This is a genomic window from Gordonia heveisoli, from assembly GCF_030315745.1.
GTDB lineage: Bacteria > Actinomycetota > Actinomycetes > Mycobacteriales > Mycobacteriaceae > Gordonia.
In genome coordinates this window covers 128,262-149,982 of sequence record NZ_JASXSH010000002.1, presented here as the reverse complement: position 1 = coordinate 149,982, position 21,721 = coordinate 128,262, and the positions used below count along the sequence as shown (strand labels likewise).

The 21,721-nt window shown below is 67.0% G+C and carries 21 protein-coding genes and 2 tRNA genes; 14 read left to right on the top strand and 9 right to left on the bottom strand.

Features of this window, described 5'->3' with window-relative positions; genetic code table 11:
- Positions 1-128: 128 nt before the first annotated feature.
- Together serA and QSJ18_RS02370 are read left to right on the top strand one after the other, a co-directional pair.
- A complete protein-coding gene (gene serA / locus QSJ18_RS02375) occupies positions 129-1,724 on the top strand; it encodes a phosphoglycerate dehydrogenase (RefSeq protein ID WP_286324607.1) in 1,596 nt (531 codons plus the stop codon).
- Positions 1,721-2,731 (top strand): 3-isopropylmalate dehydrogenase, encoded by a 1,011-nt coding sequence (locus QSJ18_RS02370; protein WP_286324605.1) that lies wholly within the window; start codon positions 1,721-1,723, stop codon positions 2,729-2,731. The genes serA and QSJ18_RS02370 overlap by 4 nt, the downstream gene beginning before the upstream one ends.
- A gap of 129 nt (positions 2,732-2,860) precedes the next feature.
- Here the strand turns inward: QSJ18_RS02370 and QSJ18_RS02365 are convergent, their stop codons facing one another.
- Positions 2,861-4,072, bottom strand: a complete 1,212-nt coding sequence (locus QSJ18_RS02365; RefSeq protein WP_286324604.1) for an MFS transporter — start codon at positions 4,070-4,072, stop codon at positions 2,861-2,863.
- A gap of 146 nt (positions 4,073-4,218) precedes the next feature.
- Between QSJ18_RS02365 and QSJ18_RS02360 the strand changes: the two genes are divergently transcribed.
- From QSJ18_RS02360 to QSJ18_RS02340, 5 genes are all read left to right on the top strand, one after another.
- Positions 4,219-4,992, top strand: coding sequence for a fumarylacetoacetate hydrolase family protein (locus QSJ18_RS02360; RefSeq protein ID WP_286324603.1), 774 nt, complete (start codon positions 4,219-4,221; stop codon positions 4,990-4,992).
- Entirely contained in the window at positions 4,989-5,807 is an 819-nt protein-coding gene (locus QSJ18_RS02355) for an alpha/beta fold hydrolase (RefSeq protein WP_286324602.1), read from the top strand. Before QSJ18_RS02360 ends, QSJ18_RS02355 begins: the two co-directional genes overlap by 4 nt.
- Positions 5,808-5,880: 73 nt before the next feature.
- Positions 5,881-7,359 (top strand): glutamate--tRNA ligase, encoded by a 1,479-nt coding sequence (gene gltX / locus QSJ18_RS02350; RefSeq protein WP_286324601.1) that lies wholly within the window; start codon positions 5,881-5,883, stop codon positions 7,357-7,359.
- Positions 7,360-7,445: 86 nt separating this feature from the next.
- Positions 7,446-7,517: transfer RNA gene (locus tag QSJ18_RS02345), tRNA-Gln, on the top strand.
- Positions 7,518-7,570: 53 nt separating this feature from the next.
- Positions 7,571-7,643 (top strand) — tRNA-Glu (locus QSJ18_RS02340).
- Between the two features lie 172 nt (positions 7,644-7,815).
- Here QSJ18_RS02340 and QSJ18_RS02335 read toward each other — a convergent pair.
- Positions 7,816-8,313 (bottom strand): PPOX class F420-dependent oxidoreductase, encoded by a 498-nt coding sequence (locus tag QSJ18_RS02335; RefSeq protein WP_286324600.1) that lies wholly within the window; start codon positions 8,311-8,313, stop codon positions 7,816-7,818.
- An 83-nt stretch (positions 8,314-8,396) separates the two neighbouring features.
- Positions 8,397-9,131, bottom strand: coding sequence for an IclR family transcriptional regulator (locus tag QSJ18_RS02330; protein ID WP_286324599.1), 735 nt, complete (start codon positions 9,129-9,131; stop codon positions 8,397-8,399).
- A gap of 161 nt (positions 9,132-9,292) precedes the next feature.
- On the opposite strand from QSJ18_RS02330, the gene leuC reads away from it, so the two are divergent.
- The 3 genes from leuC (at position 9,293) to QSJ18_RS02315 (ending at position 12,180) form a co-directional block, all read left to right on the top strand.
- Positions 9,293-10,729, top strand: a complete 1,437-nt coding sequence (gene leuC / locus QSJ18_RS02325; protein ID WP_286324597.1) for a 3-isopropylmalate dehydratase large subunit — start codon at positions 9,293-9,295, stop codon at positions 10,727-10,729.
- A 36-nt stretch (positions 10,730-10,765) separates the two neighbouring features.
- Complete coding sequence (gene leuD / locus QSJ18_RS02320) at positions 10,766-11,359, top strand: 3-isopropylmalate dehydratase small subunit (protein WP_286324595.1); 594 nt, start codon at positions 10,766-10,768, stop codon at positions 11,357-11,359.
- A 176-nt stretch (positions 11,360-11,535) separates the two neighbouring features.
- The gene (locus tag QSJ18_RS02315) at positions 11,536-12,180 is read left to right on the top strand and encodes an HU family DNA-binding protein (protein ID WP_286324594.1); all 645 of its coding nucleotides are present in this window, start codon (positions 11,536-11,538) and stop codon (positions 12,178-12,180) included.
- A gap of 68 nt (positions 12,181-12,248) precedes the next feature.
- Here the strand turns inward: QSJ18_RS02315 and QSJ18_RS02310 are convergent, their stop codons facing one another.
- The 3 genes from QSJ18_RS02310 to cofC form a co-directional block, all read right to left on the bottom strand.
- The gene (locus tag QSJ18_RS02310) at positions 12,249-13,151 is read right to left on the bottom strand and encodes an NUDIX hydrolase (RefSeq protein WP_286324593.1); all 903 of its coding nucleotides are present in this window, start codon (positions 13,149-13,151) and stop codon (positions 12,249-12,251) included.
- A gap of 72 nt (positions 13,152-13,223) precedes the next feature.
- The gene (locus tag QSJ18_RS02305) at positions 13,224-15,461 is read right to left on the bottom strand and encodes an RNA degradosome polyphosphate kinase (RefSeq protein ID WP_462475963.1); all 2,238 of its coding nucleotides are present in this window, start codon (positions 15,459-15,461) and stop codon (positions 13,224-13,226) included.
- Positions 15,462-15,468: 7 nt separating this feature from the next.
- Positions 15,469-16,239 (bottom strand): 2-phospho-L-lactate guanylyltransferase, encoded by a 771-nt coding sequence (gene cofC, locus QSJ18_RS02300; RefSeq protein ID WP_286324592.1) that lies wholly within the window; start codon positions 16,237-16,239, stop codon positions 15,469-15,471.
- Between the two features lie 139 nt (positions 16,240-16,378).
- Between cofC and QSJ18_RS02295 the strand changes: the two genes are divergently transcribed.
- The gene (locus QSJ18_RS02295; RefSeq protein WP_286324591.1) at positions 16,379-17,386 is read left to right on the top strand and encodes an NAD(P)H-dependent glycerol-3-phosphate dehydrogenase; all 1,008 of its coding nucleotides are present in this window, start codon (positions 16,379-16,381) and stop codon (positions 17,384-17,386) included.
- A 70-nt stretch (positions 17,387-17,456) separates the two neighbouring features.
- On the opposite strand, the gene QSJ18_RS02290 is transcribed toward QSJ18_RS02295, so the two are convergent.
- Together QSJ18_RS02290 and QSJ18_RS02285 are read right to left on the bottom strand one after the other, a co-directional pair.
- Positions 17,457-18,086: a DUF3515 domain-containing protein gene (locus QSJ18_RS02290; RefSeq protein WP_286324590.1), complete on the bottom strand. Its 630-nt coding sequence runs from the start codon at positions 18,084-18,086 to the stop codon at positions 17,457-17,459.
- A gap of 10 nt (positions 18,087-18,096) precedes the next feature.
- Positions 18,097-18,363 carry an Lrp/AsnC ligand binding domain-containing protein gene (locus QSJ18_RS02285; RefSeq protein ID WP_286324589.1) on the bottom strand — a complete coding sequence of 89 codons (267 nt, stop codon included), beginning with the start codon at positions 18,361-18,363 and terminating at the stop codon, positions 18,097-18,099.
- Positions 18,364-18,501: 138 nt separating this feature from the next.
- Between QSJ18_RS02285 and thiL the strand changes: the two genes are divergently transcribed.
- Genes thiL through QSJ18_RS02270 form a run of 3 tightly spaced genes read left to right on the top strand, consistent with a single transcriptional unit; the run spans position 18,502 to position 20,859 of the window.
- A complete protein-coding gene (gene thiL, locus QSJ18_RS02280) occupies positions 18,502-19,554 on the top strand; it encodes a thiamine-phosphate kinase (RefSeq protein ID WP_286324815.1) in 1,053 nt (350 codons plus the stop codon).
- A gap of 46 nt (positions 19,555-19,600) precedes the next feature.
- The gene (locus QSJ18_RS02275; protein WP_286324588.1) at positions 19,601-20,122 is read left to right on the top strand and encodes a gamma carbonic anhydrase family protein; all 522 of its coding nucleotides are present in this window, start codon (positions 19,601-19,603) and stop codon (positions 20,120-20,122) included.
- A gap of 50 nt (positions 20,123-20,172) precedes the next feature.
- A complete protein-coding gene (locus QSJ18_RS02270) occupies positions 20,173-20,859 on the top strand; it encodes a uracil-DNA glycosylase (protein ID WP_286324587.1) in 687 nt (228 codons plus the stop codon).
- On the opposite strand, the gene QSJ18_RS02265 is transcribed toward QSJ18_RS02270, so the two are convergent.
- Positions 20,856-21,665 (bottom strand): enoyl-CoA hydratase/isomerase family protein, encoded by an 810-nt coding sequence (locus QSJ18_RS02265; RefSeq protein ID WP_286324586.1) that lies wholly within the window; start codon positions 21,663-21,665, stop codon positions 20,856-20,858. The two genes, QSJ18_RS02270 and QSJ18_RS02265, sit on opposite strands and share 4 nt — an antisense overlap.
- Between the last annotated feature and the right edge of the window lie 56 nt (positions 21,666-21,721).

Below are 21,721 nucleotides of genomic sequence, written 5' to 3'. Positions count from 1 at the left end.
GGCGACCTCTAAACTGACTAGTCGAAGTTGCTCGACGCCCACGCATCGGCCGCGTATCGGTGCTCGGCGTCACCACCGATGAAGACCTTGGATTCGTCCACCCACAAGCATGACTTTGGAGATATGACGTGAGCTCTGCAGGCCGTCCCGTAGTCCTGATCGCCGACAAACTGGCACCGTCCACCGTCGAGGCCCTCGGCGATGGTGTCGAAGTTCGCTGGGTCGACGGCCCGGACCGCCCCAAACTGCTCGAGGCCGTCGTCGACGCCGACGCCATCCTGGTGCGTTCGGCCACCACCGTCGACGCCGAGGTGCTGGAGGCGGGCAAGAACCTGAAGATCATCGCCCGCGCGGGTGTCGGACTCGACAACGTCGACGTCCCGGCGGCCACCGAGCGCGGCGTCATGGTGGTCAACGCGCCCACCTCGAATATCCACTCGGCAGCCGAGCACGCCGTCGCGCTGCTGATGTCGACCGCCCGTCAGGTGCCCGCCGCCGACGCCACCCTGCGCGAGAAGACCTGGAAGCGTTCGTCGTTCTCGGGTGTCGAGCTGTTCGGCAAGACCGTCGGTGTCGTCGGCCTCGGCCGCATCGGCCAGTTGGCCGCGCAGCGTCTGGCCTCCTTCGAGACCACCGTCATCGCCTACGACCCGTATGCCTCGGCCGCCCGCGCCGCGCAGTTGGGCATCGAACTGGTCACCCTCGACGAACTGCTCGAGCGCGCCGACTTCATCACCATCCACCTGCCCAAGACCAAGGAGACCGCCGGTCTCATCGGGACCGAGCAGCTGACCAAGGTCAAGCCGGGTGTCATCATCGTCAACGCCGCCCGCGGTGGCCTGATCGACGAGGCCGCACTCGCCGAGGCCATCAAGGACGGCCGCGTGCGCGGCGCCGGCCTGGATGTGTTCAACACCGAACCGTGCACCGACTCGCCGCTGTTCGACCTGCCGCAGGTCGTCGTCACCCCGCACCTGGGCGCATCGACCGCCGAGGCCCAGGATCGGGCGGGCACCGACGTCGCCAAGAGTGTGAAGCTCGCGCTGGCGGGTGAGTTCGTCCCGGACGCCGTCAACGTGTCGGGTGGTCCGGTCGACGATCTGGTCGCGCCCTGGCTGGAGCTGACCCGCAAGCTCGGTGTCCTGGTGGGTGTCGTCGCGGACGCTCAGCCGACCGCGGTGACCGTCGAGGTCGCCGGCGAACTGTCCGCGTCGCCGGTCGACATCCTGGGCCTGTCCGCACTGCGCGGCCTGTTCTCGGCGGTGGTCGACGAACCGATCACCTTCGTCAACGCACCGGCCGTCGCGGCCGAGCGCGGTGTGACCCAAGAAGTCGTCACCGTCACCGAGAGCCCCAACCACCGCAGCCAGGTCGACGTGCGCGCGGTCTTCGCCGACGGCAGCGTCGTCAATGTCGCCGGCACGCTGACCGGTCCGGCCGAGGTCGAGAAGGTCGTCAACATCAACGGCCGCAACTTCGACCTGCGTGCCGAGGGCCGCAACCTGCTCATCAGCTACGCCGACCAGCCCGGTTCGCTGGGCAAGGTGGGCACCCTGCTCGGCAACGCCGGCATCGACATCGTCGCCGCCGCACTGTCGCAGGACGTCGAGGGCGGCGGCGCCACCATGCTGCTCCGCATCGACCGTGAGCTCGCCGACGATCTCGTCGCCTCCATCGGCGAATCGGTGTCGGCGACCCTGATCAAGCAGGTGGACCTGTCGTGAAACTCGCTGTCATCGCCGGCGACGGCATCGGCCCCGAGGTCACCGCGCAGGCCCTCAAGGTGATCGGCAAGCTGGACCCCGAGCTGACCACCACCGAGTTCGACTTCGGCGCGCGCCGCTATCACGCGACCGGCGAACTGCTCACCGAGCAGGACCTGGTCTCGCTGCGTGAGCACGACGCCATCCTGTTGGGTGCCATCGGCGATCCGTCGGTGCCGTCGGGTGTGCTCGAACGCGGCTTCCTGCTCAAGCTGCGGTTCGCGATGGATCACCATGTGAACCTGCGACCGTCGGTGCTGCTGGACGGGGTGGACTCGCCGTTGGCGGGTAACCCGGCCATCGACTTCGTGGTCGTGCGGGAAGGCACCGAGGGCCCCTACACCGGCAACGGTGGTGCGATCCGCGTCGGCACCCCGCATGAGGTGGCGACCGAGGTCAGCGTCAACACCCGGTTCGGCATCGAACGTGTGGTGCGCTACGCGTTCGATCGTGCGCAGGCACGGGCGAAGAAGCTGACGCTGGTACACAAGAACAACGTGCTGACCTTCGCCGGGTCGATGTGGTCGCGGACCGTCGAGGAGGTCGCCCGCGAGTATCCCGACGTGACCACCGACTACTGCCATGTCGACGCCGCGACGATCTACCTCGTCACCGATCCGTCGCGCTTCGATGTGATCGTCACCGACAACCTGTTCGGCGACATCATCACCGACCTGGCGGCCGCGGTCACCGGTGGTATCGGGCTGGCCGCGTCGGGCAACATCGACGCCACTGGCACCAACCCGTCGATGTTCGAGCCGGTCCACGGCAGCGCACCCGACATCGCCGGGCAGGGTAAGGCGGATCCCACCGCCGCGATCCTGTCGGCGGCACTGTTGCTGCGCCACCTGGGCCGTGAGGCCGACGCCGATCGTGTCGAGGTGGCGGTCAAGGCCGACGTCGCCGCACGCGCCGGTGAGGTTCTGAGCACCGATCAGATCGGTGATCGGATCTTGGCCCGCGTCTGAGCAGGCGATCTCACATCGCAGCGGCCGGTCTCCCCACGGGAGGCCGGCCGCTGTCGTTTATCCGGTGCTGTCGTTTATCCGGTGCTGTCGTTTATCCGGTGCTGTCGTTTATCCAGTGCTGTCGTGCGTTCAGTGCCGGGGCGGATGATCGTCGGGCACCAGCGGGGTGGCCAGTACCGGCGCGATCGCCGCGACGGCGAAGGCGAACGGAAAGCCGATCGCGGCGATCAGGGCGCCGAAGGCCGGTGTCGCCGCGGCGGTGACCAGGTACTGCCCGGTGTTCTGTACGGCCAGTCCGCGGCCGCTCCACTCGGGACCGGCGTACTCGGCTATCGCGGTGAAGGCCAGCCCGTTGTCGGCGACGGTGACGATGGAGGCGACGACCATCAGGGCGACGGCAACCGGGCTGTCGAGCCAATCGGTGACGGCCAGCGCGATCATGGCGACGATCGCGACGGCCGAGATGACCCGGATCGGCCGCATCCGCGAGGACCACACATCAGACCACCGGCCGGCCGCGATCCGACCGAAGGCGCCAGTCACCTGGGTGATGGTGATGAGTAGGCCCGCAGTCGTCGGCGACCACCCGTGCCCGACGATCAGCCAGGTCGGCACGAAAGTCCACAGCATCGTCTGGGGGACGACAAGTAGTGCACTGACCACGTGGACCCGTATCAGGAAGGTGCTCTCGCGGTAGGGATTTGACGCGGTCATCGCCGGTTGCGGGCCGGTGGCGGCCGCCGGTCGGGGCGGATCGCTGATCCCGACGATCACGCCCAGCAGGCCGGCCGCGGTGACTGCCGCCGGGATCATCAGTGCGGCACCGACACTCACCTCGGAGGCGGTGGCCGCCATGGTCAGTGCGCACAAGCCGATACCCAGCGGCTGCGCCATCTGGCGTACGCCCATCGCCGTGCCGCGCTGTCCCGGTGGGAACCATCCGACGACGATGCGTCCGCTGGCCCCGTTCGCGGCTCCCGATCCCACACCGCCGACGAACATGGCGGCGGCCAGCACCGGATACGGGGCATTGGCCAGGGCGGCGAGGGCCGCGCCGGTCGCCCCGGCCAGCGAGATGCACAGCGACAGGATCAGGATGCGTCGTTCGCCATAGCGGTCGAGCATCACACCCCAGCCGAAGATGGCCAGCATCAAGCCGATGGTCGGCACGGTGGCGAGAGTCGAGGCCTCGGTCAGAGACATGCCCTCGTCGGAATGCCAGGCCGGGATCAGATAGGCCGGGCCACTCACGATGGTGGTGGTCGTCACGGCGGCGAGGAGTGAACAACCCAGCATGGTCCAGCGTCGGCGCACGGTGATCGGGGCGGCGGTCGTGTACATCTCACCTCGCAAGGTCTGATCGAAAGGGTCGGCACGAATTGCAATCCCAAATATTGGAACAGTTCGTCCACATTCTAGAACTGGACTCGGGGGTGGCCAACTCGGTTCCAACAGGTGAGATCGGGCGGTGCGATAGGGTTTACGCCATGCGTCTAGCTCGAATCGCCAGTCCGGACGGTGTCGCCTTCGTCTCGATCACCGACGGTGAGAACGGTCCGGTCGCGGCCGAGATCGCCGAACATCCCTTCGGGACCCCGACCTTCACCGGCCGATCCTGGCCGCTCGCCGACGTGCGACTGCTGGCTCCGATCCTGGCGAGCAAGGTGATCTGCATCGGCAAGAACTACGCGGCCCACGCCGCCGAGATGGGTGGCGAGGCCCCCGCCGACCCGGTCATCTTCATCAAGCCGAACACCTCGATCGTCGGCCCGGAGGTTCCCATCGTCCGGCCGCCGTCATCGGAACGGGTCGACTTCGAAGGCGAACTGGCGATCGTCATCGGGCGTCCGTGTAAGGACGTGAAGGCCGCGCAGGCCAACGACGTGATCCTCGGTTTTACGGTGGCCAACGACGTCACCGCGCGCGATCAGCAGGCGATCGACGGTCAGTGGACCCGGGCCAAGGGGTATGACACCTTCTGTCCGCTCGGGCCGTGGATCGAGACCGATTTCGACCCGGCCGACGTCGAACTGCGGACCGAACTCGACGGTGAGGTGCGTCAGCGCAGCCGGACGTCGCTGATGCTGCACGACATCGGCAAGATCGTGGAATGGATCTCCGGTGTGATGACGCTGCTGCCGGGTGACGTGATCCTGACCGGCACCCCCGAGGGGATCGGTCCGATGATTGCCGGACAACGGGTTTCGGTAACCGTCGAAGGTCTGGGCACATTGTCGAATCCGGTGGTGGACAAGCCGTGACCGCCCCGACGATCGCCCGCCTCAACGGCATCGACCTCGCCTACGAGTCCACCGGCGACGGCCCGCTGGTCGTCATGGTGATGGGTACCGGCAGCCCCGGCCGGGTGTGGCGGGCGAATCAGCAGCCGGCGCTGGTGAAAGCCGGGTACCGGGTGGTGACCTTCGACAACCGTGGCATCGCCCCGTCGTCGGAATGCGGCGACGGTTTCACCATCGACGACATGGTCGCCGACACCGCCGCCCTGATCGAGCATCTCGGTGGACCCGCGCTGGTGGTCGGTACCTCATTGGGCGCGCGCATCACCCAGGAACTCGCCCTGGCGCGTCCCGATCTTGTCCGCGCCGCGGTGATGCTGGCCACCTACGGTCGCAGTACGCCTCTGCAAGAAGCCATCTCGGCGGGCGAACGGGCGCTCTATGACAACAACATCACACTCCCGCGCGAATACGAGGCGGCGATCACCGCTCATCTGAATCTGTCGCCGCACACCCTCGCCGACGACCGCAGTGCGCGCGACTGGCTCGACATCATCGGGTTCTCACCACAGAAGGTGACTCCGGGGGTGCGCGCACAACTGGAACTGCATCACCGCGAACTCGATCGACTGGCCGCCTACCGCGGGATCACCCGGCCGGCGCTGGTGATCGGATTCGCCGACGACCGCACCCTGCCGCCCAGGCTCGCCCGTGAGGTCGCCGAGGCGATCCCCGGTGGCGAATATGCCGAGGTCGCCAAGGCTGGTCACTACGGCTATCTGGAGCAGCCCGCCGAGGTGAATCGACTGCTGGTGGAGTTCTTGGCGCGCCAGCGCTGAACGCCCACACGCTCGCCGCGGTGAGTTCGGGGACTCGACAGGACGCGACCGGCGGTTCGATACGCTCGAGGGCATGACCGAGAACAGTGCTGTGCGCGTCCGATTCTGCCCGTCGCCGACCGGAACCCCGCATGTCGGCATGGTCCGCACCGCGCTGTTCAACTTCGTGCAGGCCCGCCACGACGGCGGCACCTTCGTCTTCCGCATCGAGGACACCGACGCGGCGCGCGACAGTCAGGAGTCCTACGACGCGATCCTCGAATCGCTGCGATGGCTGGGACTGAACTGGGACGAGGGACCCGAGGTCGGCGGTCCGTACGGCCCCTACCGGCAGTCGCAGCGGCGTGAGATCCACCACGATGTGGTCCGTCGGCTGCTGGCGGCGGGGGAGGCCTACGAGGCCTTCTCGACCCCGGAGGAGGTCGAGGCCCGGCATCGGGCGGCCGGCCGCGACCCGAAACTCGGCTACGACAACTTCGATCGTGACCTCACCGACGAGCAGCGTGCCGCGTATGTCGCCGAGGGACGCAAAGCTGTTGTGCGGCTGCGTATGCCGGATGCCGACATCGCGTGGGACGACCTCGTTCGCGGCACCACGACGATCAAGGCGGGCACGGTGCCCGACTTCGCGCTCACCCGCGCGAACGGCGATCCGCTCTACACCCTGGTCAATCCGGTCGACGACGCGATGATGAAGATCACGCACGTGCTGCGCGGTGAGGACCTGCTGTCGTCCACGCCGCGTCAGATCGCGCTGTACGAGGCGCTCATCCGCATCGGGGTCGCCGACGCGGTGCCGGTCTTCGGGCATCTGCCCTTCGTGATGGGGGAGGGCAACAAGAAGCTCTCCAAGCGCGACCCGGAGTCGAATCTGTTCCATCACCGCGACCGCGGCTTCATCCCGGAGGGGTTGCTCAACTACCTGGCCTTGCTCGGCTGGGGCTACTCCGGCGATTCCGATGTGTTCACCCTCGACGAGATGATCGCGGCCTTCGATGTGCGGCAGGTGAATTCGAATCCCGCCCGCTTCGACCAGAAGAAGGCCGACGCGATCAACGCCGAACACATCCGCCGGCTGGAACCAACCGACTTCGCGGCGCGACTGAAGGCCTACCTGGTGGGACACGGCGCGCTGCCCGCGGACGCCGACGATGCCGTCTTCGGCGCACTCGCCGACCTCGTCCAGACCCGTATCCAGGTACTCGGTGAGGCCTGGGATCTGATCAAGTTCGCCTACGTGTCCGACGACGAGTTCGAGATCGACGAGAAGTCGGCGAACAAGAATCTGGGTGCCGACGCGGTACCTGTGCTGCAGGCCGCCATCGAGGCTGTCGCCGCGCTCCCGGAGTGGACAACCGAGGCACTCCAGGAGGCCCTCAACGCGGCTCTGGTGGACGGATTGGAGCTCAAGCCGCGGAAGGCCTTCGGTCCGGTGCGGGTGGCTGTCACCGGCTCGCAGGTGAGTCCGCCGCTGTTCGAGTCGATGGAGATCCTGGGCCGCGATAAGAGCCTCGCGCGACTGGCGGCGGCTGCCGAACTCTCGGCAAAATAGGCCTTTGACCAGGCGATTTGTAGTTGACCCCTAAGTGTTTGCTAATGTTCTTCTCGGTTCGAGACCGCAAGGAATCGAGAAAACCTTGGGGTATGGTGTAATTGGCAACACAGCTGATTCTGGTTCAGCCATTCTAGGTTCGAGTCCTGGTACCCCAGCGAACTGAATGCGGTGAGCGCCTGCTAGGGTCTCTCACCGAAAGAAGTTCCTTGGCCCCGTCGTCTAGCGGCCTAGGACGCCGCCCTCTCAAGGCGGTAGCGCGGGTTCGAATCCCGTCGGGGCTACAACGAGCAGACCCCCTTCCACTCGGAAGGGGGTCTTTTCGTCTGCGGCGTTCGCCGGGTGTTCGTTCGTGTTCGTCCCTTAGGTTCGCGATCGTCCCCGAGGTACAACTGGGCGAGGAACGCAGACGTCGGGGAGGAACATTCGTCCCCTACTTTCGGCCGATGGGGAGGGTCAGGCCGATGGCGCTGTCGAACCCGCGACGGGCATCGGGTCCAGCCCCAGCTTGCGGTGATCCCACGACCGCGTCCGCGACGGCACCACGCGTACCGCGACGCGCTTGTGCATCATCTGGTCGACGAAGGGTTTCATCTCATCGGTGTAGGGGCCGGTGTAGCGCTCCCAGACGCTGACACCGATGCGGTGGCAGGAGTCGGGATCGTCGAGGATCTCGGCGGTGCCCTCGATCGCGACGCCGCGCAGGCTGTCGTAGGTGTCGCCGTCCTCGATCATCACCGAGCAGCGCGCGTTCCGGACGAGGTTGACCGCCTTCTGTGATTTGGCCTTCGTCTCGAACCAGATCTCACCGTCGATGATGCCGTACCACATGGCGACCAGATGGATACTGCCGTCGGGGCCGGTGGTGGCCAGGGTGGCGGTCCGACTCGCTGCGATGAAGTCGGTGATCTCCTTGTCCGACATCACGATCTGACTTCGTTGGTTGACGCCCATGCTCGGTCACTTCCGCTCGGTGGCCTGTCGGCCCGGGTGATTGTTCGCTACCTCACAGACGCTAACCCACCGTGTCCGGCGGCTCAGTGGCGCCCGGTTTGCAGTCGCTTGTGGATGGCGTCGGCGGCGGCCAGGAGGTCCGCGGCCCAGCGCGCCCCCGGTCGCCTGCCGATTCGGTCGATGGGACCCGACACCGAGATCGCGGCCACCACGTCGCCGCTGCCGTTGCGAACCGGTGCTGACACGCTGGCGACTCCGGCTGCGCGTTCGCCGGCACTCTGGGCCCACCCGCGTCGCCGGATCTCGTGCAGGGAGCGATCGCTGAACACGCTGTCGTGCATCAGTGCTCGCTGTGTGGACGGATCGGCCCAAGCGAGCAGCACCTTGGCCGCCGAGCCGGCTGTCATCGGGAGGCGGGTGCCGACCGGGACGGTGTCGCGCAGTCCGGTGTGGGGTTCCATGGCGGCGACGCAGACACGTTCGGCACCCTCGCGGCGGTAGACCTGAACGGATTCGCCGGTGATGTCGCGCAGCCGGGGTAGCACCATCAGTGCGGATTCGGTGACCGGATCGTGTGCGGAGGCGGCCAATTCGCCCAACGCGGGTCCGGGCTGCCACCGGCCGGCGGAATCGCGGGTGAGCAGCCGGTGGGTCTCCAGTCCGACCGCCAGGCGATGCGCGGTCGCCCGGGGCAGCCCGGTGCGGGCGCAGAGTTCGGTGAGATTGCACGGAGTCTCGGCGATGGCGCGCAGTACGGCGACAGATTTGTCGAGTACGCCAATTCCGCTGGCAGCTGCCGATGCGCTATCATTTCCCATAGGCCGATACTAACTGTCCATATGTTGAGATGCACATGGTGTTGCGGAATTGCTCCGACGTCGTGGTCAGCGACCACGACGACACCGCATCGGCAGCACCGTGTTCAGCCGGTCGGTGAATCCGAAGAATGTAAGCAGCCCACGAGATATCGAGTGCAGCCATGAGTGACAGCCCAACCCAGCCGCGTACTCTCGCCGAAAAGGTGTGGACCGACCATGTCGTCGTGCCCGGCGACAAGGATGCATCGGGTGCGCAGAATCCCGACCTGATCTACATCGACCTCCATCTCGTCCACGAGGTGACGAGCCCGCAGGCCTTCGAAGGTCTGCGGCTGGCGGGTCGTCCGGTTCGTCGCCCCGACCTGACGATCGCGACCGAGGATCACAACGTCCCGACGATCGACATCGACAAGCCGATCGCCGACGAGGTGTCGCGGACGCAGGTGGAGACCTTGCGCCGCAACTGCGCCGAGTTCGGCATCCGGTTGCATCCGATGGGTGATGCCGAGCAGGGCATCGTGCATGTCGTCGGACCGCAGCTGGGTCTGACCCAGCCCGGTATGACCGTGGTCTGCGGCGACAGCCATACCTCGACGCATGGTGCATTCGGTGCCCTCGCAATGGGAATCGGCACCTCCGAGGTCGAGCACGTGATGGCCACCCAGACGTTGTCGCTGCGCCCGTTCAAGACGATGGCCATCAACGTCGACGGCGATCTGGCTCCCGGGGTCACCAGCAAGGACCTCATCCTGGCCGTCATCGCGAAGATCGGAACCGGTGGCGGACAAGGTTATGTGCTCGAATACCGGGGCTCGGCCATCGAGAAGCTGTCGATGGAGGCGCGGATGACGATCTGCAACATGTCCATCGAGGCTGGGGCGCGTGCCGGCATGATCGCGCCGGATCAGATCACCTACGACTTCCTCAAGGGTCGTCCGCACGCCCCGCAGGGCGCTGATTGGGATGCCGCGGTGGCATATTGGGACAGTTTGCGCACCGACGAGGGGGCCACCTTCGACGCCGAGGTGCATATCGACGGTGCGGCGCTGACACCGTTCGTCACCTGGGGCACGAACCCGGGACAGGGTGCGCCGCTGGGATCCTCGGTGCCCGATCCGGAGGATTTCGGTGACGAGAACGCGAAAATCGCCGCCGCCAAGGCGCTGGAGTACATGGCTCTGACGCCGGGAACCCCGCTGCGTGAGGTCAAGGTGGACACCGTGTTCGTCGGATCTTGCACCAATGGCCGGATCGAGGATCTGCGTGCGGTCGCCGACATCCTCAAGGGACGCAAGGTCGCCGACGGGATGCGGATGCTGATCGTGCCCGGTTCGATGCGGGTGCGCGCGCAGGCCGAGGAGGAGGGTCTCGGTGAGATCTTCGTCTCCGCGGGTGCCGAATGGCGTCAGGCCGGTTGCTCGATGTGTCTGGGTATGAACCCCGACCAGCTCGCTCCCGGCGAGCGTTGCGCCTCTACGTCGAACCGCAACTTCGAAGGGCGGCAGGGCAAAGGCGGGCGCACCCATCTGGTGTCGCCGGCAGTGGCCGCCGCGACCGCCGTCCGAGGAACGCTCTCGGCTCCCGCCGATCTCAACTGACCCACTCTGCTTCACAGACAACGAACAGGTTTCCCGATGCAACCATTCATCGAACACACCGGCGTCGGCGTTCCGCTGCGCCGCAGCAATGTCGACACCGACCAGATCATCCCGGCCGTCTACCTGAAGCGGGTGACCCGCACCGGTTTTGAGGACGGGCTCTTCGCCGGCTGGCGCGCCGACCCGGACTTCATCCTCAACAACGAGCCGTGGAGTCACGGGTCGGTGCTGGTCGCCGGTCCCGACTTCGGTACCGGCTCCTCGCGTGAGCACGCGGTCTGGGCGCTGTCGGACTTCGGCTTTCGAGTAGTCATCTCGTCGCGCTTCGCCGACATCTTTCGTGGCAACGCGGGTAAGGCGGGGCTGGTCGCGGCTCAGGTCGAGCAGTCCGACGTCGAGTTGCTGTGGAAGCGACTCGAGGAGCAGCCCGGACTGGAATTGACCGTCAGCCTTGCCGATAAGACCGTTTCCGCGGGAGAACTCGTGGTGCCGTTGGCAATTGATGACTACACGCGGTGGCGTCTGATGGAGGGCCTCGACGACATCGGATTGACATTGCGCCAGGTAGACGCGATTTCCGAGTATGAGAAGGCCCGCCCGAACTGGAAGCCCGTCACACTCGGCGGCTAATCGGCGGGCGGTGTCTGTGCCTTCGGGCACCATCACCGGAGAAGGTGGTATTCACTACCGATTTCGCAACACGGCCATCTAATTGGCGTGGAAGATGGACGTTTTCGAATTCGACGTTTACCGTGTGGTGGTAGCTGACCAAAATTCGTGGTCAGAACAGCTTGCGGAGGTTTTAAATGAACAAGGCAGAGCTCATCGATGAGCTAACCAAGAAGCTCGACGCGGATCGCAAGACTGCGACTGAAGCCGTCGAGCTGATCGTCGACACGATCGTGCGCGCCGTCAACAAGGGCGAGAGCGTCACGATCACCGGATTCGGTGTTTTCGAGAAGCGCAAGCGCGCGCCGCGCGTCGCGCGCAACCCGCGCACCGGTGAGACCGTGAAGGTCCGCGCCACTTCGGTTCCCGCGTTCCGTCCGGGCGCCCAGTTCAAGGCTGTTGTCGCCGGCAAGCAGAAGCTGTCGGCCACCGGCCCGGCAGTCAAGCGCGGTAGCGCGGCCACCGCCGCACCGGCGAAGAAGGCTGCGGCCAAGAAGACCACGGCAGCCAAGAAGGCTCCGGCCAAGAAGGCAGCTCCGGCCAAGAAGGTCACGGCGGCCAAGAAGGCAGCTCCGGCCAAGAAGGCCACCACGGCAGCCAAGAAGACCACCGCGGCCAAGAAGGCAGCTCCGGCCAAGAAGGCCACCACGGCAGCCAAGAAGACCACCGCGGCCAAGAAGGCAGCTCCCGCCAAGAAGGCCACCACGGCAGCCAAGAAGGCTCCGGCCAAGAAGGCGACCGCCGCCAAGAAGGCTCCGGCCAAGAAGGCGACCCGCCGCTGATCGGCTGACACCACATCGACTCAACCCCCGACGTCCTTCCCCCGTCGGGGGTTGAGTCGTTTTCGGGGTCAGTCGGCGGTCGGCAGCGCGCTCGGGATGTGATCGGCGGCCATCAGCCGTCCGTCGAGCAGCGACAGCACCCAGATGCTGCCCTTCCGATTGCGGTTGGGCGGCAACGCCACACCGTGATGATCGGCCCACCACTCCATCAGCGCCGGGATCACCGCGCCCTGGCTGCAGATCGCGTGGATCCCATCGGAATCCGCGGCGAGCCGCAACGCACGTTCCTGTGTCAACTCCGGCGCCTGCTCATAGGCCTCGTCGGAAAAGACCGGTTCCCCCTCGATGGGGAGGGCGAGATGGTCGGCGGCTGGTTCGAAGGTCTGGTGGCAGCGGACACGTTCCGCCGCATGTAGGTGGTCGACGCCGAATGCGCCGAGCACATTCACCAGCGCGTCGGCCTGCTTCCGTCCGGCCTTCTCCAACGGACGCAGACGGTCGTCGCCCTTGTATCGGCTGCGGCGCCCGGCCTTCGCGTGGCGCACCAGCAGCATGGTGTGTAGATCGGCGGGCAGTCGATTGAACTCCTTCAAGACCTTCCGGTCCAGTCGATAGCTGAGCAGGCCGGCGGCCTCATCGACGGTGATCCACCGCAATTGGTCGACTTCGCGGTTGGCCACGAACTCACCCGATACCGCGCGCGCCGCCCAATAGCGGACATTCTTGCGGGAATGCTCGAGGTCGTATCCGACATCGAGGAGGTGGCGACCGAGCCGCACCGAATAACCGGTCTCCTCGGCGATCTCGCGGACTGCCGTATCCAGCAGTGTCTCTCCGGCTTCGGCCTTGCCCTTGGGCAGGGTCCAGTCGTGGTACCGCGGCCGATGGACCACCGCCACCTCGATCCCGTCATCTGTGCGCCGCCAGACCACCGCACCGGCGGCCCAGATCGTCTTCACCGACATGGACATGGATTCCTGTTCTCCGGATCGATTCGGGTCACGGTGTCGGGGTGGTGGAGCGTCGGGGCCAGGCCCGGTCGGTCACGAACCGGCGTCGGGCCGCCGGCGGTTGCGGCGCATCATCTGGCGCTGATGGTCGCGCACCTCTTCACCCGCGGCAGGGGAGGCCACCCAGCTACCGTCGGACTGCAGGACCCAGCAGCGGGTCCGGGGATCGAGCGCCGAGGCGAAGATCTCGCCGAGTTCACCGGTGAGTCGGCGGTCGCGGACATTGACCATCACCTCGACGCGCCGGTCGAGATTGCGATGCATCATGTCGGCGCTGCCGATCCAATACTCGTCCTGAGCCCCGAAATACAGAATCCGTGAATGTTCCAGGAACTGACCGAGAATCGAGCGGACGACGATGTTGTCGCTGACACCCTCCATACCCGGACGTAGCGCGCAGATGCCGCGCACGACGATCTCGACGGGCACGCCGCTCTGCGAGGCGCGATAGAGCGCGTCGATGACCTGTTCGTCGACGAGCGCATTGGCCTTCAGTTGAATCCGCGCGGCCGTATTGCCCGCCCGGTGCAATTCGATCTCCCGATCGATCCGAGAGATGATGCCCGACCGGATTCCGTGCGGCGCCACCAGAATGTTCCGGTATTCGCGTTTACGCGAATAGCCGGTCAGCGTGTTGAACAGGTCCGTCAGATCCGCGCCGATGTCGGGGTTGGCCGTCAGCAAGCCCACGTCCTCGTACAGACGCGCGGTCTTCGGGTTGTAGTTGCCGGTGCCGATGTGGCAGTAGCGCTTGATCGTCGAACCCTCACGCCGCACCACCAGACAAGTCTTGCAATGCGTTTTGAGACCGACGAGTCCGTAGACCACGTGCACCCCGGCCTGTTCGAGCTGGCGGGCCCACTTGATGTTGGCCTGCTCGTCGAAGCGGGCCTTGATCTCGACGAGTGCGACGACCTGCTTGCCTGCTTCGGCGGCGTCGATGAGCGCGTTGACGATCGGGGAATCACCCGAGGTGCGGTACAGGGTCTGCTTGATCGCCAGCACCTGCGGATCGGCGGCGGCCTGCTCGATGAACCGCTGGACGCTCGTCGAGAACGAGTCATAGGGATGGTGCACGAGGACGTCGCCTTCGCGCAGCGTCGAGAACACACTCTTGGGCGTCTCGCGCTCGCCGAAGGCCGGGTGGGTCCCGGGGACGAACGGGCGGTCCTTGAGCTGCGGCCGATCGAGTGCGTGAACCTGGAACAACGACGACAGGTCGAGCAGTCCGGGTACTTCGATGACGTCGGCCGGATTGACGTCGAGTTCGCGTAGCAACAGCTCGAGCATGTGCTCGCTCATGTCGTCGGCCACTTCGAGGCGCACCGGCGAACCGAAACGGCGGCGGGCGAGTTCGCGTTCGAGCGCCTGGAGCAGATCCTCGTCGCGGTCCTCTTCGACCTCGAAATCGGCGTTACGGGTGATGCGGAAGGCGTGGTGCTCAACGATTTCCATACCGGGGAACAGATGTTCCAGGTTGGCCGCGATGAGATTCTCCATCGGCAGGAAGACCACCGGGCGGTGAATGTCCTTGCCCTCTCGGCGGGTGTCCCCGGCCGGGCGTGGCACGAGTTGGTCGACCCGGACGAAACGGTTCACGTTGTCGGGAACCTTGACTCGGGCGAAGTGTTCACCGCCCTCGACGTCGTCGCGCACGGTCACCGCGAGATTCAGTGACAGACCGCTGATGTACGGGAAGGGATGTGCGGGGTCCACCGCGAGCGGGGTGAGGACCGGGAACACCTCGTCGTGGAAATACTGAGTCATCCGTGCCTGCTGTTCGCCGGTCAGCTCCGACCAGGACACGACGTGGATGTTGTTCTCGGCCAGCGCCGGACGCACCGAATCCAGGAAGACACGGGCATGGCGGTCGGCGATGGTCTGGGCGCGGCCCGCGATGCGGAGCAACTGTTCCCGCGGCGACAATCCGTCGGCCGAGCGCACCGACAGTCCGGTCTCGTCGCGACGTTTGAGTCCGGCGACGCGCACCATGAAGAACTCGTCGAGATTGGAGGCGAAGATGGCGAGGAACTTCGCGCGCTCGAGCAGCGGACTCGAGGTGTCCTCGGCGAGCGCGAGCACCCGGGAATTGAAGTCCAGCCAACTCAGCTCGCGGTTGAGGTAGCGGTCTTCGGGCAGGTCGGCCGATTCGTCGGGGATCAGGGTGGCGGCCGGTGGTGCGCCCGGGATCGGCAGCGCCGGGGTTTCGGTCGCCGAAGCAGCCGGGACGACGGGCGGAGGGGTGGACGAAATATCGTCGGCGGGACTCACCCCTCAATCATGACGCATCGCACCCGGCGGTGACAGCGGTGTCGCGGTCAATGCCGATAGCGTGACGCAACTCAACCGCGCCGGGGGTGTCGTGCAGAGCGGTGAGGGTGTGCCGACCGAGCCCCAGGATCGCTGCGGCGCGCAGGTCGTCGACGGTGTCGACATCGGTGCGCAGCCCGGTCCAGCGGATGCGAGACGGATCGAGGTCGACGGCGCCGTCACCCCGGTGCGCTGATGCCGATGCCGGGCCGAAATGTGGTGGTGCGCAGAATGATGCGGGACGAATCAGCAGGGCGGTGCCGGTGCCGTCGCGGTCGCTCAGAAACGCGTGGCGCCCGGTTGGGGCGGCATCGAGAACCTCGGCGAGGGCACCGCCTGTCGCAGCCGGCAGATCGGCCTGGATCAGCAGGATGCGACCGGCCTCCGGCCACCGGCGCGCCGCGAATGCGGCGCCGTCGGCGAACGCGTGATTGAGACCGCTGACACCGTCGGTCGCGGGGTGGCCGACCTCGGCCACGCCGACTGCTCCGAAGCGTTCGGCCGTCTGGAGTACCTCGGCGTCGGGACTGACCACCACCGCACGGGACACACCGGCATCGGCGATCGCCGCGAGGGTGTCACACAGCATCGCCAGAACGAGTCGGCGATGCGCCGGACCCATATCGTGATCGGCCGCCAGCCGGGATTTCGCCTGTACGAGGTCCTTGACGGCGAGCACCGCGGCAACCGGCGCGGCCGTCGGCCGGGCCGGGGTCGGGGAGTGCCCGGGCGATGTCATGTCCTCCATCATGGATCAACCGCAGCACGGACGCGCAGCCGCGGTCGTCGTGCACCGGCGCCCGCCCCCGGAATCGTCGTCACTAGAGTGTGGACGAGACTAGGGTGATCACGAACACGATCTCGGCGAGAGGTGGCCTGTGCGCGCGGTGGTGATGGGCGCCGGTTCCTGGGGAACGGCGACGGCAAAGGTTCTGGTGGACGCCGGGACCGACACGACGATCTGGGCGCGGCGACCCGAACTCGCCGCGCAGATCAACGACGCGCACACCAACGCCGACTATCTGTCGGGGATCACGTTGCCCACCGGCCTCGTCGCGACCAGTGACCCGGTTGCGGCGCTCGCCGATGCCGACGTCGTCGTCTGCGCGGTTCCCTCCCAGTCCTTGCGTTCGAACCTCGAATCCTGGGTGCCCCATCTGCCGAAGGACGCGACGCTGGTGTCGCTGGCGAAGGGGGTGGAGACGAGTTCCCTGCTGCGGATGAGCCAGGTGATCGCGGAGGTGACGGGCTTCGCCGACGATCAGATCGCCGTGCTGAGCGGTCCCAATCTGGCTCGTGAGGTGGCCGAAGGTCAGCCCGCGGCCACCGTCATCGCCTGCGTCGACGAAGCGCGGGCGGCCGACCTGCAGACGGCCTTCAAGACCAGTTACTTCCGGCCCTACACCAACACCGACGTGATCGGGTGTGAGATCGGTGGGGCTGCCAAGAACGTCATCGCGCTGGCCTGCGGTATTGCCGGCGGCCTGGGCTTCGGACAGAACACGCTGGCCACGATCATCACCCGCGGACTCGCCGAGACGATCCGGCTGGGCGTCGCGCTGGGCGCCAGCATCGAAACCATCGCCGGACTGGCCGGCGTCGGCGACCTGGTGGCCACCTGCTCGTCGCCGCTGTCGCGTAACCGCACCTTCGGGGCCCGGCTGGGGGAGGGCGCGACGATGGCGCAGGCCCAGGAGGCGACCAACGGCCAGGTCGCCGAAGGGGTGAAATCCTGCTCGTCGGTGCGCGCGCTGGCGCAGCGCCATCAGGTGCAGGTGCCACTGACCGACGCCGTGCACAAGGTGTGTCACGAGGGACTGTCGGTGAACGAGGCGGTCAGCCTGCTGCTGGGACGCCGGGCCAAACCCGAGATCTATCGCGACTGACTGTTCGGTCCGCGCCCTGCGAGACTCTCCGCTATCGCGTCGCGCACCTCGGGGAGCAGCCGGCGTCGGATCAGCGAGTCGGCTGAGTTGGCGGCGATGACGTGCCTGCGGGTGCGGGACCGAAATCCAGCGGTGCCGGTTCGAGCACCTTGGTCAGGGTGGCGGTGATGTCGGTCAGCGGGGCGTCGCCGGCCTTCACCGGCAACCACAGCAGGATGTACGGACGGTGATCGACGGCCACCCACGCCTGCCCGGAACTCTGGATGCTGTCGACGAGGAACCACTGGGCGGCATCGCTGTTGGCCGGCCGGATCACCTGCAGGGAACTGCTCGGTCCGAGGTCGGCGGGCCGGGATACCCCGCAGCGCAGGCTGATGTCGTCGCCGGTGTCGCCGGTGGCCGCCCACACCGCATTCTGGCCGCGAACCTCTTTGGCCTGGTACCCGTCGAAGTGATCGGGTACGGCGGCGAGCAACTTCTGGCACACCTGGGCGAGGGCCGGATCGGTGGCGTACTTGGCGGCCGGGTCGGTGTTCTCGTCGTCGGACTTGAATGCGGCGAAGGTGATGAAACCCACCAGCACCATCACCGGGATGGCGACGAGCGTCGCGATGAGTGCGGGACTCAGTCGCGGTCCCGAGCCGTATCGGTCATCGGTCGACTCGCCGGATTCTTCATTCTCGGGACCTGCTGATGTCACGCCGACCACCCTAGTGGGGGCGGGTGACCGCCGGGCACGTCAGGGTGCGGGTGATGCCGTCGACCTTCTGGATCTGCGGCACGACGTCGTCGGTGAGCCGGGTGGCATCGGCGACCTCGACCCGCACGATCACGTCGTAGGGGCCGCTGACCTCCTCCGAGGACGCGACGCCGTCGATCTCGGCGATGGTCGCCGCGGCGATCGCGGCTCGTCCGACCTCGGTCTGGATCAGTATGTAAGCCTGAACCACGGGCCTCCCTTTCGGTCTCTGCCACATCGCCGCACCCGGCTGTCGCCGCCGGCGAGGAACGTCGGCTCCGTGCCGGGGGGACCCGGCGAGCCAATACACTTCTGGCACACATTGTCACTGACAAACCCTGCCGGGCGCGAGTCAAAGGGAGAACGGGTGAGTGAGATGGCCACGAGCGGCGAGGGTGCGCGCGCCGGTGGGATCCTGCGTTCGGCGTCGGTAGGGGAGGTCGGCGAGCGCGCGGTGATCGCCGCGCTGACGGCCGCGGCGACCGCGCGCCACGACGACCGGCACGACCTGGTGATCGGTTCCGGCGACGATGCGGCGGTCCTCGACACCGGCGTGCCGACGGTCATCAGCACCGACACGTCGGTAGAGGGTCGACATTTTCGTTTTGCCTGGTCTCATCCGAGTGAGGTGGGTGCGCGGGCGGTGGTCCAGAGTGCCGCCGACATCGCGGCCATGGGCGGACGCACGACCGGGATTGTGGTGTCGATAGCCTGCCCACCCGACACCTCGGTGGGCACTGTCCTCGACCTCAACGAGGGGATGGTCGATGCCGCCCATCGGCTCGGGGCGCGATTGCTGGGCGGCGACCTCGTGGCGGCGCGGGAAGTGGTGGTGAGCGTCACGTCGGTGGGCGCGCTCGACGGCCGGACGCCGGTGACACTCGGCGGTGCACGAGTCGGTGACGTCCTCGCGGTCAGCGGTCGGCTCGGCACATGCGCCGCGGGCCTGGCGATCCTGACCGGAGGAGACACCGGCGGAGTGTCGCCGGAAGCGGCGGCGGCCCTGACGGCGGCCTTTCGCCTGCCGACACCCGACCTCGGGCAGGGGCCGGTCGCAGCCGCGGCCGGCGCGCATGCGATGACCGATATCTCCGACGGTCTCGTCGAGGAACTCGTCACGATGGCGCAGGCGTGCAGGCATCGGCTGTCGGTGCGCTCCGATCTGGTCCCGCGCCGGCCGGAGGTCGCGGCGCTCGCCGCCGGGCTGGGCGTCGACGTCACCGAGTGGGTGATCGCGGGCGGGGAGGATCATGAACTGCTGGCCGCCTTCGGTTCGTCCGCACGGGTGCCCGCGGGCTGGACGGTGATCGGGACGGTCGAAGCGGGCGACGGTGAACCGGAGGTGGTGATCGACGGCGGGCCGTTGCACGGTCCGGACGGAACGCGATTGCAGGGGTGGCAGTCCTTCGTCGACATCGGGGACCGTTGAGCCGCCACCTGTTCGGTCCCCGAACAGGTGATGATTAGATCGCCACATGGCGATCTATGCACTCGACGACCGGGTGCCGACTCTCGGCACCGATGTCTATGTCCACCCTGACGCGGTCGTCATCGGGTCGGTCACCCTCGGCGACGGGGTGTCGGTGTGGCCGGGAGCGGTCCTGCGTGGCGACTACGGGACGATCACCGTCGGTGCGCGCTCGAATATTCAGGACGGCACCGTGATCCATTGCACGGTCATCGATCCCACGATCATCGGGTCGAACTGCGTGGTCGGACACAACGCGCATATCGAGGGTTCGACTATCGGGGACAACGTGCTGATCGCGTCGGGATCGGTGGTACTTAACGGATCTCGGATCGGCGACGGTGCGATCGTCGGGGCCGGGGCCGTCGTCCCGTTCGGCTTCGAGGTCCCGCCGCGCCGGATGGCGCTGGGCGTGCCGGCGAAGATTCGTGAGGGATACGAAGTCGCCGACGGCCATACCGACCTGAACTGCACGATGTACTTCGGCAACGCCCAGCACTACCGAACTGCCCTGAGAAGACTCGACTGATGAGCAGACTGGACTGATGGGGAGACTCGACTGATGGGGAGACTGGACTGATGGCGGCCGTGACGCCCAAACCGCTTGCCGAACTGATCGATCCGGGCTGGGCGGCGGCGTTGGCGCCGGTCGAGGAGACGATCGCCGAGATGGGGCAGTTCCTACGTGGTGAACTCGCGTCCGGACGTGGGTATCTGCCCGCCGGCGCGAATGTGCTGCGCGCCTTCGACCGTCCCTTCGACGACGTTCGGGTGCTGATCGTCGGACAGGACCCCTATCCGACGCCCGGACATGCGGTCGGGCTCAGCTTCTCGGTGGCACCGGAGGTGACACCGATTCCGCGCTCGCTGTCCAACATCTACACCGAGTATTGCGCGGACCTCGGATATCCGACACCCGCCAACGGCGACTTGACGCCGTGGGCCGACGCCGGTGTGCTGCTGCTGAATCGAGTGCTCACGGTGGCTCCGGGAGAGGCTGGTTCGCACCGGAAGAAGGGATGGGAGGCGGTCACCGAATGTGCCATCAAGGCGCTGGTGAACCGGGACGAACCCCTCGTCGCGATTCTGTGGGGGCGGGACGCGGCCAATCTGCAGGAGTGGCTGCCGGACGTGCCGGTGATCGTCTCGCCGCATCCGTCCCCGTTGTCGGCGTCGCGCGGCTTCTTCGGCTCCCGGCCGTTCAGCCGCGCGAACGCCGAACTCGAGGATCTGGGTGCGGATCCGATCGACTGGCGTCTGCCCTAGCTCAGCGAACCGAAGTCGGGTGCGCGCTTACCGACAAAGGCGTCGACGCCTTCGGTGCCTTCGGCGGTGCCCGAGCGGAAGGCGATCGACTGCGCCTCGGCGGACAGCTGGTCGAGCAGGGTGTTGTCCGCCGACTGCGACAGCAGGCGGCGGGTGGCCGCATCCGCCTGCCACGGTCCGGCGGCGATCTTCTCGGCTGCCGCGCGCGCGGTGGCCTCGACCTGATCGTCGGCGACGACCTCCGACAGCAGCCCCCAGTCCAGGGCCTCGGTGGCGGAGACGACCTTGTCGGTCAGGATGACGTTGCGAGCTCGGGCGGCGCCGATGGCGCGCGGCAGGGTCCAGGTCATACCGCCGTCGGGGGTCAACCCGATGCCGCGGTAGGCCGGGCGCATCTTGGTCGACTCGCCGCCGATCGCGACGTCGGCGTGCAGCACCAGTGACATCCCCGCTCCGGCCGCCCAGCCCTTGACGGCGGCGACGACGGGGCGGTCGGCCTCGTAGAGCGCAGCGACGAGTCCGTGGAAGGTGTCGGCGATGTGGCGCAGGTAGGTGGGACGGTGTTCGGCGCCGGCGAAGGCCCGCACGTTGCCGCCCGCGCAGAAGTTGGCGCCTGCCCCGACGAGGAGGACCGCGCCGACCTGATGTTCACCGCGGGCGACGGCGCGCAGGGCGGCGGTGCCCTCGACCATGCCGTCGTCGTTGAGCGAATTGCCTGCCGCGGCGGTCGATACCGTGATCGTCAGGACGCCCGCGTCGATGTGGACGAGCGGGGTCGGGGAGTCGGTGGGGAGCGTCGAAGTCATGACGCGAACATTAGCGCGCGTATGACAAAGACCCGACTCCGGGGCGAGCGAATGCT

Excerpts from the sequence above, each read along its gene's own strand:
- QSJ18_RS02365 (WP_286324604.1), bottom strand. The coding sequence starts at position 4,072 with ATGTACACGACCGCCGCCCCGATCACCGTGCGCCGACGCTGGACCATG.
- QSJ18_RS02360 (WP_286324603.1), top strand. The coding sequence starts at position 4,219 with ATGCGTCTAGCTCGAATCGCCAGTCCGGACGGTGTCGCCTTCGTCTCG.
- gltX (WP_286324601.1), top strand. The coding sequence starts at position 5,881 with ATGACCGAGAACAGTGCTGTGCGCGTCCGATTCTGCCCGTCGCCGACC.
- QSJ18_RS02335 (WP_286324600.1), bottom strand. The coding sequence starts at position 8,313 with ATGGGCGTCAACCAACGAAGTCAGATCGTGATGTCGGACAAGGAGATC.
- QSJ18_RS02330 (WP_286324599.1), bottom strand. The coding sequence starts at position 9,131 with ATGGGAAATGATAGCGCATCGGCAGCTGCCAGCGGAATTGGCGTACTC.
- leuC (WP_286324597.1), top strand. The coding sequence starts at position 9,293 with ATGAGTGACAGCCCAACCCAGCCGCGTACTCTCGCCGAAAAGGTGTGG.
- leuD (WP_286324595.1), top strand. The coding sequence starts at position 10,766 with ATGCAACCATTCATCGAACACACCGGCGTCGGCGTTCCGCTGCGCCGC.
- QSJ18_RS02315 (WP_286324594.1), top strand. The coding sequence starts at position 11,536 with ATGAACAAGGCAGAGCTCATCGATGAGCTAACCAAGAAGCTCGACGCG.
- QSJ18_RS02310 (WP_286324593.1), bottom strand. The coding sequence starts at position 13,151 with ATGTCCATGTCGGTGAAGACGATCTGGGCCGCCGGTGCGGTGGTCTGG.
- cofC (WP_286324592.1), bottom strand. The coding sequence starts at position 16,239 with ATGACATCGCCCGGGCACTCCCCGACCCCGGCCCGGCCGACGGCCGCG.
- QSJ18_RS02285 (WP_286324589.1), bottom strand. The coding sequence starts at position 18,363 with ATGTGGCAGAGACCGAAAGGGAGGCCCGTGGTTCAGGCTTACATACTG.
- thiL (WP_286324815.1), top strand. The coding sequence starts at position 18,502 with ATGGCCACGAGCGGCGAGGGTGCGCGCGCCGGTGGGATCCTGCGTTCG.
- QSJ18_RS02275 (WP_286324588.1), top strand. The coding sequence starts at position 19,601 with ATGGCGATCTATGCACTCGACGACCGGGTGCCGACTCTCGGCACCGAT.
- QSJ18_RS02270 (WP_286324587.1), top strand. The coding sequence starts at position 20,173 with ATGGCGGCCGTGACGCCCAAACCGCTTGCCGAACTGATCGATCCGGGC.
- QSJ18_RS02265 (WP_286324586.1), bottom strand. The coding sequence starts at position 21,665 with ATGACTTCGACGCTCCCCACCGACTCCCCGACCCCGCTCGTCCACATC.